The sequence below is a fragment of the Sorangium sp. So ce887 genome (assembly GCF_051521455.1).
GTDB lineage: Bacteria > Myxococcota_A > Polyangia > Polyangiales > Polyangiaceae > Sorangium.
In genome coordinates this window covers 1671909-1689466 of record NZ_CP150354.1, presented here as the reverse complement: position 1 = coordinate 1689466, position 17558 = coordinate 1671909, and the positions used below count along the sequence as shown (strand labels likewise).

The 17558-nt window shown below is 72.6% G+C and carries 9 protein-coding genes and 1 tRNA gene; 7 read left to right on the top strand and 3 right to left on the bottom strand.

From position 1 onward, the window contains the following. Positions 1-696 precede the first annotated feature (696 nt). A complete protein-coding gene (locus WMF36_RS06335; protein WP_437578704.1) occupies positions 697-1071 on the bottom strand; it encodes an HNH endonuclease family protein in 375 nt (124 codons plus the stop codon). 730 nt (positions 1072-1801) lie between these two features. Between WMF36_RS06335 and WMF36_RS06330 the strand changes: the two genes are divergently transcribed. Then, a complete protein-coding gene (locus tag WMF36_RS06330) occupies positions 1802-1984 on the top strand; it encodes a hypothetical protein (protein ID WP_437578703.1) in 183 nt (60 codons plus the stop codon). 24 nt (positions 1985-2008) lie between these two features. Here the strand turns inward: WMF36_RS06330 and WMF36_RS06325 are convergent. After that, positions 2009-2084 (bottom strand) — tRNA-Asn (locus WMF36_RS06325). A 128-nt stretch (positions 2085-2212) separates the two neighbouring features. Between WMF36_RS06325 and WMF36_RS06320 the strand changes: the two genes are divergently transcribed. The 4 genes from WMF36_RS06320 to WMF36_RS06305 all read left to right on the top strand — a co-directional run bounded on the left by WMF36_RS06320 (position 2213) and on the right by WMF36_RS06305 (position 11654). Then, positions 2213-3898, top strand: a complete 1686-nt coding sequence (locus tag WMF36_RS06320) for a lipopolysaccharide biosynthesis protein (protein ID WP_437578702.1) — start codon at positions 2213-2215, stop codon at positions 3896-3898. 352 nt (positions 3899-4250) lie between these two features. Further along, positions 4251-5924: an energy-dependent translational throttle protein EttA gene (gene ettA, locus WMF36_RS06315; RefSeq protein WP_437578701.1), complete on the top strand. Its 1674-nt coding sequence runs from the start codon at positions 4251-4253 to the stop codon at positions 5922-5924. Positions 5925-6016: 92 nt separating this feature from the next. After that, positions 6017-7132: an endonuclease/exonuclease/phosphatase family protein gene (locus WMF36_RS06310; RefSeq protein WP_437578700.1), complete on the top strand. Its 1116-nt coding sequence runs from the start codon at positions 6017-6019 to the stop codon at positions 7130-7132. Positions 7133-7166: 34 nt separating this feature from the next. Further along, a complete protein-coding gene (locus tag WMF36_RS06305) occupies positions 7167-11654 on the top strand; it encodes a translocation/assembly module TamB domain-containing protein (RefSeq protein ID WP_437578699.1) in 4488 nt (1495 codons plus the stop codon). Positions 11655-11681: 27 nt separating this feature from the next. Here the strand turns inward: WMF36_RS06305 and WMF36_RS06300 are convergent, their stop codons facing one another. Beyond that, positions 11682-12494, bottom strand: coding sequence for a phosphate/phosphite/phosphonate ABC transporter substrate-binding protein (locus tag WMF36_RS06300; RefSeq protein ID WP_437578698.1), 813 nt, complete (start codon positions 12492-12494; stop codon positions 11682-11684). Positions 12495-12829: 335 nt separating this feature from the next. Here WMF36_RS06300 and WMF36_RS06295 point away from each other — a divergent pair, with 335 nt between their 5' ends. Next, positions 12830-16312, top strand: coding sequence for a POTRA domain-containing protein (locus tag WMF36_RS06295; RefSeq protein ID WP_437578697.1), 3483 nt, complete (start codon positions 12830-12832; stop codon positions 16310-16312). Between the two features lie 90 nt (positions 16313-16402). Next, complete coding sequence (locus tag WMF36_RS06290) at positions 16403-17488, top strand: hypothetical protein (RefSeq protein ID WP_437578696.1); 1086 nt, start codon at positions 16403-16405, stop codon at positions 17486-17488. Positions 17489-17558: the final 70 nt, after the last annotated feature.

The following is a 17558-nucleotide window of genomic DNA, read 5'->3' as shown; positions in this document are numbered from 1 at the left end:
GTCGGCGTCAGGTGACGGGCGGCTTGCCGAGCTTCGCCTGGAGCTCGGCGATCTTCTTGTCCTGCACCTCGCGCTCGGCCTGGGCGGCGGCGAGCTCTGCTGCAACGCCTCCCGCTCGGCGCGCTTAACTTCGGCCTTCTCGGCCTTCTCGGCCTCAATGGCTGCTTGGAGCGCCGCGCCCGCCTGCTCGAGCTCCTCCTTGGCGGCGTCGCGGCGCCTCGTCAGCTCCTCGATGGTTAGCGGCACGACCGGCTCGGTCGCGCGCATGAAGCGCTCGAGAAGTTCTTCGGCAAGCGGAGCTCGGGCTTCGCGTGCGGTAGCTCCTTGAGGTCGCCCTCGGTTCCCTTGCCGAGCGCGTTGAACTTGTCGATGAGCTGGCGGCGCTGCCCCGTGAGTCGGGAACTCGCGGGAGGCGGCCTTGGCGTCCTGCGCGACCCTGATGGCGGTGGTCGCCGTCGCGTGCCTGCCACAACTTCGACCGCCTCGATCTCGCCGGCGTCCTTGCTGCTCGCTCCGGCTCCGGACCACCGCCCGGAGTTGCCCGCCATCGACATGGGGCCCAGCCTCCCCGCCGACGCCGGCCAACCTCGTGGGAGCACAATCGTGCTGGAGGCGGCGCTCGCGGCGCAGGTTGCGCGTTCGACGACGCGATCGCCGGTCGTGCCCGCACTGCCCGCGGCGTTGGCATCTCCGTTTCTACCGATCCTTCTGCGGGTTCGTCGGCGCGGGCCACACCTTGATCGCGAGGTCGGCGAGGAGCTTAGCGCGCGCTTCGATCGGGTCCTTCGACCACGTCTTCAAGACTTCTGCCTCGAAGCACTGGTTCAGGTAGACCTTGCTCTGACCGAGTACCGGCTTCTTGATCTCGAACGGGCGGTTCGACATCTCGCTGTTGTAATCGGCGCCGACGAGCGTGAGGTTGCCCAGCGTGTGCAGCCACTCGGCGTGCACCGGGCGCCACGGCTCACCGAGAGCGGCGAGGACCGCGCGGTCGTACTTGCTCCGGTAGAGGTTGATCCGCACGAACTTCGCCCGGAACTCGTCGTCCGAGGGCCATCCCTTCGCGCGCAAGAACGCGAGTACCGTCCGGGCGGGTTCGGCCAGCTCGCGGCAAGCCGCGACGAACCACGTGCACGAGATCGTGCGACTCGTCCGCTTCCCCGGCTAGCAGAACACGGCAGCCGGCGAGCGCGAGGTGAAGAAGGCCCTCCGCAAGAGCCTGCTCAAGTATCAGCTCCACCAGGACGCGGATCTCTTCGAACGCGCCTACGGCTACATCCGCCAGTACTACTGACCATGACGCAGCCGCTCCTGCCATTCGTCGCGTGGATTCGCCCTCCCGAGCCGATTCGAGGCTTGGAGCATCTCGGTGTTCAGACTCCGTGCATTGCGCTCTACGGCCAGGCGACCCTCGCGTGGAACACGGGCGCGGACGCTGAAGCCGTGGCCAGTTGAACGTCAGCGGCTCCGTCCCGCCGGAAGGCCCTTCGCTGTCAAACGCTCTCGGCCTCTCTCTCCCCGGCGGACGGAAGAGAGCAGTAGCCCCGAGAGGTGGGGGCGCCCGCGCGTCGCTGGACTAGTAACGCGAACTTTACTAACGGGTCTCGCTAATAAAGCATCCGTTCCTAGCGCTTCGCTGTAGGCACGCAGGCTTTCCTAGCCGTCGCACCTAGACAAGCGGGCGTTCCTGCGAGCCCAACGATACCGAAGCGAGCCACCGGACGCTACGAGCGGACCACGCGGCGAGCAGAGCGCCCCGCCGAACGCCGACACTCAGCGAAGTCCTTGGCGCCTTCGAGACGTGGCGCTGCGGCTCTTCGAGCTGTTGCCCCGCCACCCGGTGGTGACCGTCGCGTCCGTGATGAAGCTCGTGGAGACGACGAAGCCCACCGCTGGTGGCGCGACCGAGCGGCTCGTCGCCGCGGGCGTGCTCGTTGAAACGAAACGGCCCCGAGGATCGCTCCTGGGGGCCGCCGTTGATTGACCGGTCACCGAAGTGGGTGGTGAATGGCTCCAGCTGCTGGACTCGAACCAGCGACCCGGCGGTTAACAGCCGCCTGCTCTACCAACTGAGCTAAGCTGGAATGCGTCGGAGACGGCGCGAGAATAGTCAGCCGGACCTTCCCGTCAAGCGAATCCGCACGCCGCGTCGCTTTGGTGACGCGCAGGTGAGCTCGCCCGGTCCCCTCCCCCCGCCCCGCCCGTCCCCCGCGTGCGTCCCCTCGCCCGCACCCGCGAGATTGCCCGCCTGGCGTGCTTCTGCGACAACCCCGCCGTGCCGCGCGCCGCCGTGCCCTCCCCGCCGCCGCCCGAAGTCCCCGACCCCTCGCAGGCCCCTCCGGACCCCTCGCAGGCCGCCCCCTCTCCGCCCTCCCCCTCCGCCGCCCGCTCCGCCGGCCGCGGCGGCCTCGCCATCGCGGGCGCCAAGGTCTCCTTCATCGTCTTCGGCTTCGTCCAGCAGCTCATCCTTCCCCGGCTGCTCGGCACCGACGGCTACGGCGAGGTCTCCATCGTCCTCGCCGGGGTCGGCGTGGTCAACAACGTCATCGTTGCGACCGGCATCCAGGGCGTCTCGCGCGCCGTCTCCAGCGTCGCCGACCGCGACGCCGCCGAGGCCTTCCGCCGCACGCTCGCCCTGCACGCCGTCCTGGCCATCGCCGTCTCCGCCTCGTTCGCGCTCCTCGCCGGCGCCATCGCCGACTTCTCCGAGGCCCCGCACGTCGCCGGCCCGCTGCGCCTCGCCGCCGGCGTCGTCCTCCTCTACGGCCTCTACGCCCCGCTCGTCGGCGCGCTCAACGGCCAGCGGCGGTTCCTCACCCAGGCCGCCTTCGACGTCGGCTACGGCGCGCTCCGCACCGCGAGCATCGCCGCCGGCGCCCTCCTCTTCCTCCGCGCCGGCCAGAGCGGCGTCCTCGGCGCCATCGCCGGCTTCGTCGCCGCCGCCGCCATCATCGTTCCCCTCGCGACCCTCAAGACCGGCCTCGGCCGCCGCGGCAACGCCGGCCCCTCGATCCGCGAGCACCTCGTCTTCCTCCTGCCGCTCGCGGTCTCGCAGACCTTCCTGAACTTCCTGCTCCAGACCGACTTCTTCCTCCTGCGCCGCTTCCTCGGCCAGGCCACGAACCACCTCGCGCTCGGCGCAAGGGCCGCCGACGACCTCATCGGCGTCTACCGCGGCGCGCAGCTCTTCGCGTTCCTCCCCTACCAGCTACTCCTCTCCGTCTCCTTCATCCTCTTCCCGATGCTCGCCCGCGCCCGCGCCGAGGGCGATCGCGCCGCGGTCCGCCGCTACACGATGACCGGCGTCCGCCTCTCGTTTCTGCTCACCGGCCTCCTCTGCGGCCCCATCTCGGGCCTCGCGCCGCACGTGCTGCGCTTCGCCTTCCCCGTCGAGATCTACAGCCGCGGCGACGGCGCGCTCCGCGTCCTCTCGCTCGGCATGGGCGCCTTCGCCATCCTCGGCGTCGCCTCGGCCGCGCTCACGAGCCTCCGCAGGGAGCGCATCGCGGCCGCGCTCACCGCCGCCACGGTCCTCCTCGTCGCCGTCGGCTGCTCCGTCGCCGTCCCCCGCGCCGCCTTCGGCCCCGACATGCTCGTGAGCTCCGCGACCGCCACCTCGCTCGCGCTCGCCACCTCCGCCGTCATCGCCGGCGTCCTGCTCCACCGCGTCGCCGGCGGCTTCGTCCCCGCGCTGACGGTGCTCCGCGTGGGCGTCGCCCTCGCCGCCGCGATCGCCGTCGGCACGCGGCTGCCGTGGCTCGGCAAGGTCGCCGTGCTCGGCGAGGCCGTCCTCGTCGGCCTCGTGTACATCGCCCTCCTCGTCGCCACCCGCGAGGTCGGCCGGGACGATCTCGCCGCCCTGCGACAGGCGTTCGGGCGCGGCGCGCGCCGGGCCTAGCTCCGCCTGCCAGAAGGCCGGCCAAGGATCCGGAGAGAGAGTTCAACGCAAAGGCGCCAAGAGCGCAAAGCCGCAAAAATAAACGAGATCTATTCTTTCTTTTGCGCCTTTGCGCCTTTGCGCCTTTGCGTTGAACTCTCTCTCCGCTCGCGGCCGCTCGCCCCATACCGCGCCGCCGCGCGCGTCCGTCCTGACGCGCGCCCTGCGCGCCCGCCTACAGCTGCCTCGAGGCCCCCTTGACCGTCAGCCGGCGATCTCGCATACGGCCTCTCCCCCAGCCCGGCCAGCGCCGCGCCCGCTCGAAGGCCGAGCGGCGCCACGCGACGCGCCGGCACCCCAGGCAGGCGAAGACGTGGCTCCTCAATTCATCTTCACGATGCAGGATGTCCGGAAGGTGCACCCCCCGAACAAGGAGGTGCTGAAGGGCCTGTGGCTCTCCTTCTACCCGGGCGCGAAGATCGGCGTCCTCGGCTCGAACGGCGCCGGCAAGAGCACCCTGCTCCGCATCATGGCGGGCGTCGACAAGGACTACCTCGGCGAGGCCAGGCCCGCCGACGGCGTCCGCATCGGCTACCTCGCCCAGGAGCCGCAGCTCGAGGCAGGCAAGACCGTCCTCGAGCACGTCGAGATGGCCGTGCACGACGTCCGCTCCCTCGTCCAGCGCTTCGAGGAGATCGGCACCCTGCTCGGCGAGTCGCCCCCCGACATGGAGGCGCTCCTCGAGGAGTACGCCGCGCTCCAGGACAAGATCGAGGCCGCCGGCGGCTGGGAGATCGACCGCGTCGTCGAGCGCGCCATGGACGCCCTCCGCCTCCCCCCGCCCGACGCCGACGTCACAAAGCTCTCCGGCGGCGAGCGCCGGCGCGTCGCCCTCTGCAGGCTCCTCCTCGAGAAGCCGGACATCCTGCTCCTCGACGAGCCGACAAACCATCTCGACGCCGAGAGCGTCGCCTGGCTCGAGCGCTTCCTCCACGACTACCCGGGCACCGTCGTCGCCGTCACCCACGACCGGTACTTCCTCGACAACGTCGCCGGCTGGATCCTCGAGCTCGACCGCGGCGCCGGCATTCCGTACGAAGGCAACTACACAGGCTGGCTCGAGCAGAAGAAGAAGCGCCTCGATCTGGAGCAGAAGCAGGAGAGCTCGCGCAAGCGCACCCTCGAGCGCGAGCTCGAGTGGGTGCGCCTGGCCCCGCGCGCCCGCCAGGCCAAGAGCAAGGCCCGCCTCGCCGCCTACGAGTCGCTGCTCGCCGAGGACAGGTCGAAGAAGGTCGAGGAGAACGAGATCCACATCCCCGCCGGCAATCGCCTCGGGAACGTGGTCGTCGAGGCCGACCACCTCCGCAAGGGCTACGGCGACCGCATCCTCATCGAGGACCTCACCTTCTCGCTCCCGCGCGGCGGCATCGTCGGCATCATCGGGCCGAACGGCGCCGGCAAGACCACCCTCTTCCGCATGATCATGGGCCAGGAGCAGCCCGACGGCGGCGCGCTCCGGATCGGCGAGACCGTCGAGCTCGCGTACGTCGACCAGTCGCGCGACGCCCTCAACCCGAACAACAACGTCTGGCAGGAGATCTCCGGCGGCGAGGACCGGCTGCTCGTCGGCAAGCGCGAGGTCAACTCGCGCGCCTACGTCTCCAGCTTCAACTTCGCCGGCAGCGACCAGCAGAAGAAGGTCCGCGACCTGTCCGGCGGCGAGCGCAACCGCCTCCACCTCGCCAAGCTCCTCCGCCGCGGCGGCAACGTCCTCCTGCTCGACGAGCCCACCAACGACCTCGACGTCGACACGCTCCGGTCGCTCGAGGACGCGCTCCTCAGCTTCGCCGGCTGCGCCGTGGTCATCAGCCACGATCGCTGGTTCCTCGACCGGATCGCGACCCACATCCTCGCCTTCGAGGGCGACAGCAAGGTCGTCTGGTTCGAGGGCAACTACGCCGACTACGAGGCCGACCTGAAGCGCCGCCTCGGCGCCGACGCCGCCGAGCCCCGCAAGCTCCGCTACCGCAAGCTCACCGCGGGCTGAGGTGGCGCAGCGCACCGCGCCCCGCGGCGCTCCAGCCCCGGAGCACGTTTCCGATCTGGTGCGACGCGGGCGCCCGCAGTAGCTCCTCCTCCATGCTCCGGAGCACCCTGGGCGCAGGTAGCGCATGGCTCAGCGCGGCCGCCGCGGCGGCCACGCTCGCGACGACGGCCGCCGCCGGCTGCCGGGACGCCGCCGAGACCCGCTCGCCGTTCGCCGTGGCCCCGTCGAACGGGGACGGGGGCGGCGGGGCAACGGGCGAGGGCGGCTCCGGCGGCCAGGGCGAGGGCGGCTCCGGTGGCCAGGGCGAGGGCGGCTCCGGCGGCCAGGGCGCCGGCGGCTCCGACGGCGGCGCCGGGCCGGGCGGCCCGACGCCGGAGGCCGCGCCGCTCGCGGTCGTCACCTGGAACACAAAGGACTTCTTCAACGACCAGGACGACACCGAGGGCTCCGAGGAGACCGTGCTCACCGCCGCGCGCTACCGCGAGAAGCGCGAGGCGATCGCGGCGGTGCTCGCGGACCTCGACCCCGACGTCGCGGTCCTCCAGGAGGTCGAGCACCTCGAGGTCCTCGAGGACCTGAGCCGCATCGAGCTCGGCGGCGCGTACCCCCACGCCGCGCTCGTCGAGGCGTACGACCCGCGCGGCATCGACGTCGGCGCGCTCTCGAAGATCCCCTTCGACAAGGTCGTGTCGCACCGGGACGACCGCTTCACGCTGCGCGGGACGCAGGGGCCCGTCTACACGTTCACGCGCGACTGCCTCGAGCTCCACCTCACCCGGGGCGGCCGCAAGGTCATCCTGCTGGGCGTCCACTTCAAGGCGAAGGCCGCGCCCGACAACCCCGACAGGCGCCTCGCCGAGGCGCAGCGCGCCCGCGCCATCGCCGACGCGCTCGCCGCAGCGCACCCCACCGCGGCGATCGCCGTGCTCGGCGACTTCAACGACCTGCCCGGCTCCCCCCCGGTCGAGGCCGTCGCCGGCGCCGGCGCGACCCGGTTCGAGGACGTCGCAACCGCGGCGCCGCCCGCGGATCGGTGGACGTACGACTTCAACGGACAGCTAGAGCTCATCGACCACCACATGGTCAATCCGTTGCTCCGGCGGATGCTCGATCCGGGCTCGGTCCAGGTCCCGCACGGGCCGTCGATCGAGGACGCGAGCGACCACGCGCCAATCTTTTCCGCGTACAGGATCACCCCGCCCACGTAAGCGTTCGACCGCGCTTCAGCTAAGCTGCGCCCCGATGCACGGCACGAGGAGAAAGGGCTCCCCGCCGCGAGCCCGGAGGGACTGGGGGCGCCTCGCCGTGCGCGTGCTGTGCGTCGTGTTCGCGTTGATCGGGGCGATCCCGCTCGCGGTCGGCTTCCTCGTGCGGACCCAGGCCGTGCGGGCCTGGGCGGCGGCCGAGACGGCCGCGCTGCTCCAGAACGAGCTCGGCATCACCGCCCGCTACGACGTGCGCGTCCAGGCCTGGCCCCTGATGGTCGGCCTGAACCGCCTCGTCGTCGACTCCTCGGACGGCGGCGCGCCGTTCCTCGAGCTCGAGCGCGTGGCGATCCGCCCGCGCCTGTTCTCGCTGATCGCGGGGCGCATCGACGCCGGCGACGTCGAGATCGTCGGCCCGCGCGTCCGCGCCGTTATGAAGGACGGGGAGCTCCGCAACCTCAACCTCCCCCGCACCCAGAGCAGCAGCGACAAGAGCTTGCTCGACCGCGCGCCGCTCTCCTCGGTGGCCATCACCGACGCGCAGGTCGACCTGACGATCGACAACCTCCGCATCCAGGCCCGCGAGGTCGACGTCGACGTCTCGGCCGAGCCGTCCGACGCGTTCGAGATCGCGATGCGCTCCGGCCTCATCTCGGTCGTCCACACGCACGCCGCGCCCGGCCGCGAGGCCGAGGAGGACAGCGTCGACGAGGACGTGGTCTGCCGCTTCGACACGCGCATCCGCGTCGAGCCGGACCGCGCGCTCGTCCGCCGGCTCATCCTGGAGGGCGCCGCCGACTTCGATCCGGATCCCGGCACCGCGCCGCCCTGCGCGCTCCAGGAAGGCGACTGGCGCCGGGTGGAGCTCGAGCTCGGCGCTCTCCGCGCCGTGGGCCTCGGCGGCGGCATGCCCCACCGGATCGAGGGCCGCGTGCGGGCGCGCCTGCCGGTCCCGATCGTGCACCGCTTCGTGAGCCTGCCGCCCTCGTCCGGCTCGCTCGCGATCGACGTCGACGCCGAGTACGACGCGGCGTCCGCGCCGCTCGGCCTCGCGCTCCCCCGGGTGAAGGGGACCCTCGCGATCGACCAGCCGGGCCTCGACGGCAGGGTCTTCGTGACGCGCCTCTCGAGCCAGCTCGCGACGACCCCCGACGCCGTGCAGCTCTCCGACACCGCCATCGCCTGGGCCGACGGCACGCTCAAGATCTCCAGCGCCGAGATCAAGCCGTTCGAGAAGGGCATCCCGCTCCAGGTGGGGCCGGTCGACCTCGCCGGCATCCAGCTGCCCGGCCTCCTGCGCGACCTCGGCGTGCACCCCCAGGCGCACGTCGCCTGGACGCTGCGCGAGGGCCGGTTCGATCGCTTCGGCGGCACGCTGTCCCCGCTCTCCCTCGAGGGCCCGCTCGCCGTGCAGACGCACGGCTTCGACATCTTCGATCGCCCGACGACGGACCCGGCCCGCCAGCGCCTGATGGGCGTCAAGGAGGGCACGGTCCGCGGCTCGTTCCAGGTGCGGCCCAACGCCGTCGTGCTCTCCGGCTTCTCGGTCGACACGCCGAGCTCGCACCTCCGGGCCACCGTCTCGCTCGGCTTCAACGACCAGCTCGGGGTCGAGATCCACCCGGGCTCGCAGGTGGACCTCGCCGATGTCTCGCCGCTCGCCGAGCTCGAGCTCGCCGGCGTCGCCACGCTGAAGGCCTCGATGCACGGCTCCTACGGGCACCCGAAGCTCAAGGGCGAGGTCGGCATCGAGAAGTTCGTGTTCGCCGGGTTCCCCATCGGCGACCTCGAGCCCTCGCCGGTCGCGTTCGAGCCGCTCGCCGTGACGCTCGAGAACGCGCGCGTCCGGCACGGGGCGAGCCGCGTCCGGGTCCCCTCGATCAAGATCGACTTCGACCCGGCGGGCAACCTGCCGAAGGGCCGCTCGCTCGACAGCGCGTCGGGGATCGTGGTCGTGGACGCGACCGTGGACACGCGCGAGGCGCCGCACCTGGCCGCGCGCGACCTCCTCGAGATGCTCCGCCTCGAGAAGGATCCGCGGTACGCCGGCTACAAGGCGACCGCGAGCGGGACGGCGCGGGCCCACTTCGCGCTCGGCGGCCCCGAGGACCGCTGCGGCGGCGGCTACCTCGCCGTGAGCGCCGGGATGCGGCTCAGCGGCGTCGAGCTCCTCGAGGAGCGCTTCGACGAGGGCGAGGTCGACCTCAACCTGATCTGGGACGACCAGGCCGCCGGAGGCGACGGGATGCGGCTCGACGTCCGCTCGGCGTCGCTGCGCAAGGGCACGGGCTCGGTGCTGGCGAGCGTGTCCGTGGCGCACGGCGGCGCGCTCAAGGGGAGCGTCATCGCGAGCGGCCTCCCGCTCACGCGGATCGACGCGCTCGGGCCGGCGGCCTCGCTGTTCGACGGATCGGTGTCGCTCGTCGCCAGCCTGGGCGGCACCGTGAGCCGGATGGCCGGGTTCGCGGACGTCCACGTCTCGCGCGTCGGCATCCGCCGCACGCACGCGAGCCTGCCCCCCTCGCGCGTCGAGCTCACGATCGTGCCCACCGAGAGGGCGCCCAGGATCGTCGGCAAGACGCCGATCTGCGGCAACCCCCAGGGCGCGCCGTTCGACCCGGCGGAGTTCGAGCGCGACCTCCCCGACGGCTCCTTCGTCGCGAACGGCTCGCTCTTCGGCGGGCAGGTCGCGCTGGAGGGGCTCCGCGTCACGCGCCAGCAGCGCAAGATCGTGGACGGCAAGGTGCGCATGGACGCGCTCGACCTCGGCACGCTCGCGAACCTGATCCCGGGCGTCGCGTTCTCGGCGGCGACGCCGAAGGGCACGCTGACCGCGACGCTCGACGTCGAGCGGCTCCCGCTCGCGGACCCGAAGCAGGCGGCGCTCACGCTCACGGTCGGCGCGCTCAAGCTGGAGCGGGAGGGCCAGGGGCTCCACCTCACGGCTCCGAGCGGGCCGATCCGCCTCGCGGGGAACGCGCTCCGGGTGCCGGAGCTCCGCCTCGAGGCGCACACCGCCTCGCGCCTGTCCGCCGCGTTCACCGCGTCCGGCGAGGTCAAGCGGGTGTTCACCGCGCCCGACCTCGACATCGCGATCCGGGTCAGCCCGACGAACCTGTCGCGGCTCAGCGCCGACATCCCGCAGATCCGGCACGCGCGGGGCACGGTGCAGGCCGAGGTCCAGGTGACCGGTCCGCTCCAGGGGCCGCGCTACACGGGCTCGGCGACGCTCAAGGAGGGGGAGCTCGACGTCGTGGGGCTGCCCGTGTCGCTCGACGACATCGACGTGGAGATCGCGATCGGCGGCGATCTCGTGCGCCTCACGCGGGCGACCGCGCGGGTCGGCACGGGCACGGTGAGCGCGGCCGGGCACATGCCGGTGCGCGGCCTGAACCTCGGCATGGCGACGGCCTCGATCGTGGCGACCGGCGTGAAGCTGCCGGTCGCGGACGGGGTGAACCTCACCGCGAACGCCAACCTCGTGGCGCGCTTCCAGCCCGGCGTCGAGGACGACGCGTCGGGCGAGAAGAACCTGCCGGAGGTCGAGGGCAAGATCACGCTCACGTCGTTCAACTACACGCGCCCGATCCTGATGAGCGTCGACCTCGGCGACCTGACGGGCCGGCAGCGGACGACGGTACAGACCTACAACCCCGCGGCCGACGCGGTCCGGTTCCGCGTCACGGTCCTCTCGCCGAATCCGCTCCATTTTTCGAACGATCTCGCGGACATGCGGCTCGAGGTCTCGCCCACGGGGCTCGAGCTGTCGGGCACGAACCAGCGCTTCGGCGCGCGCGGGTCGCTGCGCATCCTGCCCGAATCGAAGCTCATGCTGCGGAGCACCGAGTTCAACGTCCGGGAGGGCTACGTCCGCTTCGAGGATCCGTTCCGCATCGCCCCCAAGGTCGACGTGCGCGCCGAGAGCGAGTACCGCCGCTACACGGCCATGAGCAGCGCCGCGGCGGACCCGGCGGCCGGCGCGGAGGCGGCGGCGCCCGGGGGCATCGGCGCCGGCGCGAACGCCGGCGGGCACTGGCGCATCCGGCTGCACGCCCAGGGCGACGCCGACAACCTGCAGCTCAACCTGACGAGCGATCCGCCGCTCAGCCAGGAGGACATCGTCCTGCTCCTGACGCTCGGGATGACGCGCGCCGAGCTCAACCAGGGCGTCGTGTCGTCGCTCGGCGAGACCATGGGCCTCGAGGCGCTCTCGTCGCTGACGGGCGCGGACAAGGCGGTGAGGAACATCGTCCCCATCATCGACGAGTTCCGCTTCGGCACCGGCTACTCGTCGAAGAACGGCGCCCCGGAGCCGACGGTGACCCTGGGCAAGCGCATCACGGACGCGGTGCGCGCCAACGTCACGACGGGGCTCTCGCAGGGCAGCCAGGTGCGCGCGGGCGTCGAGGTGAAGCTCAGCGACCGCATGAGCATCCAGGGGTCCTACGACAACGCGAACGACGCCTCGAGCTCGCCGCTCGGCAACGTGGGCGCCGATCTCCGGTGGCGGCTCGAGTTCGAGTGACGCGCGCGCGCGCTTGAACCGTCGCCGTCAGGGGGCCGCGGCGAGCGCCGCGGTGGCCGCGTCGAGCGCGCCGTACCGGTCGTCGCGGCTGGCCACCCACTGCTTGTGGCCCATGAGCTCGAAGATGCGCCGGTGCTTCGGGTTCTTCCAGGTCATGCTGAGCAGCGCGCGCTGGAACGCCTCGGCCTTCGCCTCGGGCAGCGCCGGCAGCGCGTCGAACATCGCGAAGTCGTAGGCCGGCGTCGTCCAGAGGACGTCGACCCGGCGGAGATCGATGTGGCCGCTCGCCTGCTCGGCCAGCCACACCGCGTCGCCGACCGCCGCCGCCTGCGCCTTGCCCTCGTGCAGCGCCGCGAGCGCCTGGACCTCGCTCGTCGCGGTGTCCCCGTGCTTGCCGAGGTCCACCTCGAACGGCATGAGCTGGATCTTGTCCACCGCCACCCCCGCCTGCCGGAGGAAGTGGAGCGGCAGGATGCGCGCGTGCGCGGAGTCGGCGCTCCCCACCGCGAGCACCTTGCCCTCGAGGTCGCTGAGCGCCCCGACCGCGGCGTCGCGGCGGACGAGGAGCTTGCTATGGAAGTCGCGGTCGATCTCGCGCATCGCCAGCGAACGGGACCGGCCCTCGGTCTGCCGCTTGACCCGCACGTGCGCGATGGCGCTGTCCCAGGCGACGTCGATGTGCCCGCGGATCAGCGACTCCACCTGGCGCTCGTACGTAGAGAACAGCGCGAAATCAATCAGGATTCCATGCTCGCGGAAGTGCTCGCGCAGGCTCTCCCACAGCGTCACCACCTTGAGGTCGTGCGCCACGGCGCCGACAAGCATCGCCAGGTCCTTCATCCGGTGCCTCGCACGGGCGGCGACGCTAGCACGAGGTCCGCCCGCCGAGAGCCCCGCGTCTCGCACATCGGCGCATCGAGGCGTCGATCCGACCGGGCCTGGGCCTCCCGGGCGCTGGAGTCCGCGCCGTTCGTGTTGGTGCGCGAACGGCGCGCGGGCGCGGGCGCGGCGGCGCGCGGAGGCAGGCGGCCGCGCTGCGGCGATGCAGGGCGCGCGGGCGACGTCGCCGCGCGGGCGGCCTCTTGCCCAACCGCCGCCCAACCGGGCTACGCTGCGGTCCTCGTGCACGCCGGCGCCGGTTCATTTCGTTTTCGTCCCCCGGCGCTCCGCACCTGATGGCTCGCCTCCGCTCCGCCCTCATTCCCCTGTGGCTCGGCCTTTTGCCGCTCGGCGCGCTCGCCGTCCCCGCGCGCGCCGACCAGGCGCCCGTGCGCCTGGCCCAGGCCGACCAGGTGGAGTCCAGCAGCTCGAACCGGGTTCACGCCAACCCCAACCCGGGTCAGGCCAACCAGGTTCAGGCCAACCCCAACCCGGGTCAGGCCAACCAGGTTCAGGCCAACCCCAACCCGGGTCAGGCCAGCGCCGCGGGGCGCGCCGAGTCTCCGGGTGAAGCCGGCACCGAGGCCACCGACGTGCCGTCGCTCGATCAGCCGCTCGCCCTCGGAGAGCTCGTCGGCAAGCCGATCGTCCGCATCGATGTCGCCGCGCAGGGCGACCGCTGGCAGAACGCGTCGCCGGTCACGAGCGTCGAGCTCGGCGAGCCGCTCAGCCACGACGCCGCTCGCCGCGCGATGCGCGAGCTGCTCGCCTCCGGCAACTTCGCCCGCGCGTCGGCCGAGGCCTACCTGCTGCCCGACGGCGCCGCGCTCCGGATCGTCGTCGTCCCGCGCCGGCGCATCGCGACCGTCCAGATCACCGGCGGCGCGCTCGATCGCCAGGGCACCCTCGAGGCCGCCGGCATCGCCGAGGGCGGCGAGATCACCGCCGCGGCGCTCGCCGAGATCGGCCCCCGCATCCGCGCGTTCTACGCGCAGCACGGCTACCCCGCGGCCGCGGTCACGGTCCGCGCGGTCGACACCGACGAGCCGTCGCAGATCGTCCTCTCCCTCAACGTCGAGGCCGGCGCCCCGCGCATCGTCGTCCAGCGCGTGTTCGTCGTCGACCCGCGCGCGGACCGGGAGCTCGGCTCGCTCAGGGAGAGCTACCGCCTCGGCGTCGGCGCCCGCGTCGACGAGCCCGCCCTCGCCGAGGCCGACCGCGAGATGGCCGAGCTCCTCCGCCGGAGCGGCTTTCACGACGCCGAGGTCTCGCACCGCGTGCTCGCGGTCGGCCCGAACAATTACCTCTACGTCTACCTCGATCCCGGCGCGCGCATCGTCCCCGCCTTCGACGGCAACCGCGCCTTCGACAGCGACGCCCTCGAGGCCGCGCTCGGCCTCGGCGAGACCACCGAGACGAAGGCGGACGACCTCGCCGACCGGCTCACCGCGTTCTACGTCGCCCGCGGCTTCCTCGACGCCAGGGTGACGCCGTCGCTCGGCGGCAAGCCGGAGGATCCGGTCCGCTACCTGACCTTCACGGTCCGCGAGCACGAGCAGGTGCGCGTCACGAAGCGCGTCTTCCCCTGCCTCACCGGCGACCTCAGCCCGGACGACCTCGGCCGCGAGATCGAGAGCTTCCTCGAGGAGGACCTGCCCGGCGCCGACGCCTTCTCGATGCCCGACCCGCGCGGCATCTCGGACCTGTTCGGCCCGACCCGCGGCGCGGGCGGCCGGGCCCGCCCGGTCGAGCTCATCCCGGCGATGACGTACGAGCAGGAGACCCACGAGCGCGCCCTCAAGCACCTGCGCGACCTCTACTTCAGCAAGGGCTACCTGAACGCCGTCGTCGGTCCGGTCTCCGTGCTCCGCGCCACCTGCTCGCGCCGCTCGAAGCCGGGCGCCTGCGTCCCCGAGCCGGTCACCGAGCGCGTCACGGCCCAGTGCCGCACCGACGCGCTCGGCCTCCCCGTCCCCGAGCCGCCCGTCCCCGCCGCCCTGACCTGCCGGCCCGATCCGGCGCGGCACATCACGTGCGCCCCCGAGGTGACGCTCCGCATCCCGGTCCATCCCGGCCCGCAGACCCGGCTCTACGATCTCGCCTTCGAGGGGAACAAGGGCTTCTGCGGCCAGGCCGGCCTGACCGAGCGGGACCGGAGCTTCTGCGCCGAGGAGAGCCCGTTCAGCGAGCGCTGGCTCAGCCGGGTCGCGGACCTGAAGGTCGGAGAGCCCCTCTCGACGCTCGCCCTCGACGCCGCGCGGCTGCGCATCCTCGATGCCTACCGCGACCTCGGCTACGCGTTCGCCGAGGTCCGCACGGCCATCGAGCCCTCGCCCGACCGCACGCGCGCCCGCGCGCGGTTCATCGTGTCGGAGCGGGATCGGGTGACGGTCACCGGCATCGTCATCAAGGGCGCCGTCCGGACCGACGAGCAGCTGATCCTCCGCCGCGTGCTGCTCCGCGAGGGGGCGCCGTTCCGGCAGTCGCAGGCCCGCCTGAGCGAGGAGCGCATCGCCACGCTCGGCCCCTTCTCCAGCGTGTCCATCTCGCTGGAGGACCCGGATGTCCCGCAGAAGAACAAGCGGGTCATCATCCATGTGGTCGAGCAGCTGCCGCAGTACCTCAACCCGCAGATCGGGTTCTCGACCGGCGAGGGCGTCCGCTTCGCCTTCGAGTACGGACACCGCAACATCGGCGGCCTGGCCATCGGCCTCACGATGCGCGTCCAGCTCAGCTACCTGTTCGAGTTCATGGTCGTGGACCCCGCGGCGCGCCGTCACTACGAGGAGCTCAACGGCGACGACCAGCTGGAGCGCCGCAACACGGTCTCGATCACGCTCCCGGACATCGGCCTCGGCCCGCTCGTCAGCCTCTCTCTGGCGGGCATCGACGTGCGCGACAACCAGCTCGACTTCGGCTTCACGAAGCAGGCGCTCATCCCCGCGATCACTTACCGTCCGCGGCGCGCCGTGACGACGCAGCTCGCCGTGTCGACCGAGCTGAACGACGTCGGCTTCTTCCCGGGCGCCGTGGGCAACGAGAAGCGGAATATCCTCGACCAGCTGCGCATGCCCGAGGGACGCACGATCGCGCTGGCCCAGCGGCTCGACGCGTCCTGGGACACGCGGGACACCCCCTTCGCCGCGACCCGGGGATTCCTGCTCTCCGGCGGCGTCGAGCACGTCGACGCGTTCGACGCGTTCGACTCGGCCCGGGCCCAGTCGAGCTTCCCCGAGAGCCACTTCCTGCGGTTCACCGGCCGGGTGTCGGGCTATATCCCCCTCGCGCCCCGGTCGCGGCTCATCCTCGCGCTGAGCCTGTCCGGAGGGTATATTCAACCGCTCGTCGCCGAGAGCGGGACTTACCCTGACCGCCTGTTCTTCCTCGGCGGCGTCGACTCGCTCCGCTCCCATCTGGCCGAGTCGCTGTACCCCGAGGACGGGCTCGAGGAGGCGAGGACGGCGCTGGGCGAGGACGCCGACGTCTCGACCGACGATATCCCGCGCGGCGGAACGGTGATGGTGAATCCGCGCGCCGAGCTGCGCGTTCCGCTGACCGATCTGCTCCAGCTCGGCCTGTTCCTCGACGCGGGCAACCTCTGGATCCGGGCGAGGAACGTGAACCTCGACCCGCGGCGGCTCCGCTACGGGCTCGGCGCCGGCCTGCGGGTGAACACCCCCATCGGTCCGCTGGCCTTCGACTACGGCTTCAACCTGGACCCGCGCGACGAGCTCGACGAGATCGACGGCGCCCTCCACTTCTCCGTGGGGCTCTTCTGACAGGCGGCGTCGCGCGTTACGCTTCTCGCCAGCTCGGCGGCGGCGGGGTCGCAAAGGCAGCTCTCAACTCACCATGACGAGGTTCCCCTGATGAACGGCTCTCTCCGCATGTGCGCCCTGCTCGCCCTGACATCGATCCTGACGACCGCCGGCTGCGGGGACGACAGCGCCGCACCGAGCAGCGCGTCGAGCGGCTCCGGCGGCGCGGGCGGCTCCGGTGCGGCCGGCGCCGGCGGCTCCGGTGGCGCGGGCGGCTCCGGTGCGGCCGGCGCGGGCGGCTCCGGCGGCTCCGGTGCGGCCGGCGCGGGCGGCTCCGGTGGCGCGGGCGGCTCCGGTGCGGCCGGCGCGGGCGGCTCCGGCGGCTCTGGTGCGGCCGGCGCGGGCGGCTCCGGCGGCGCGGGCGGCTCCGGCGGCGCGGGCGGCTCCGGTGCGGCCGGCTCCGGCGGCTCCGGCGACGCGACGTCGAGCGGCTCCGGCGACGCGACGTCGAGCGGCTCCGGCGACGCGACGTCGAGCGGCTCCGGCGACGCGACGTCGAGCGGCTCCGGCGACGCGACGTCGAGCGGCTCCGGCGGCTCCGGCGGCTCCGGCGGCTCCGGCGGCTCCGGCGGCGCGCCGGTGTGCGGCGACGCCCGGTGTGACGAGGAAGAGACGTGCGAGAGCTGCCCCGGCGACTGCGAGGGGTGCGCGCCGACCTGCGGCGACACGCGCTGCGAGGCGCCGGAGACGTGCGCGTCGTGCGCCGGCGACTGCGGCGAGTGCCCGCCGGTCTGCGGCGACGGCACGTGCGAGCCCCTGCGGGAGAACTGCCAGGCGTGCGCCTCCGACTGCGGCGCATGCCCGCCGGACGACTGCAGCCACGACCTGTGCGAGGAGGGGGACCCGCTCCTCGACAGCTGCGACCCGTGCGTCACCGCTCTGTGCGCCGAGGACCCCGCCTGCTGCATGAGCGCGTGGGACGCCCACTGCGTCGACGGGCTCGCCGCCGCCTGCGGGCGGGCCTGCGGGTGCGCTCACGACCTCTGCGAGACGGGCGAGGCGCTGGACCCGTCGTGCAACAGCTGCGTCGAGAATGTGTGCGACGAGCTCGAGGGAGACAGCTTCTGCTGCACGTTCGGCTGGGACGAGAGCTGCATCGGGCTCGCGCAGCACCGGTGCGGCGTCGCGTGCCCCTGAGCTCAGCCCGCCGCCTGCCACGAGAGCCACGCGCGGCCGCTGCAGGGAGCACGGCTCGCCCCGCGGCGAG

Coding starts and splice junctions, on each gene's coding strand:
- WMF36_RS06310 (WP_437578700.1), top strand. CDS start 6,017: ATGCTCCGGAGCACCCTGGGCGCAGGTAGCGCATGGCTCAGCGCGGCC.
- WMF36_RS06295 (WP_437578697.1), top strand. CDS start 12,830: ATGGCTCGCCTCCGCTCCGCCCTCATTCCCCTGTGGCTCGGCCTTTTG.
- WMF36_RS06305 (WP_437578699.1), top strand. CDS start 7,167: ATGCACGGCACGAGGAGAAAGGGCTCCCCGCCGCGAGCCCGGAGGGAC.
- WMF36_RS06290 (WP_437578696.1), top strand. CDS start 16,403: ATGAACGGCTCTCTCCGCATGTGCGCCCTGCTCGCCCTGACATCGATC.
- WMF36_RS06300 (WP_437578698.1), bottom strand. CDS start 12,494: ATGAAGGACCTGGCGATGCTTGTCGGCGCCGTGGCGCACGACCTCAAG.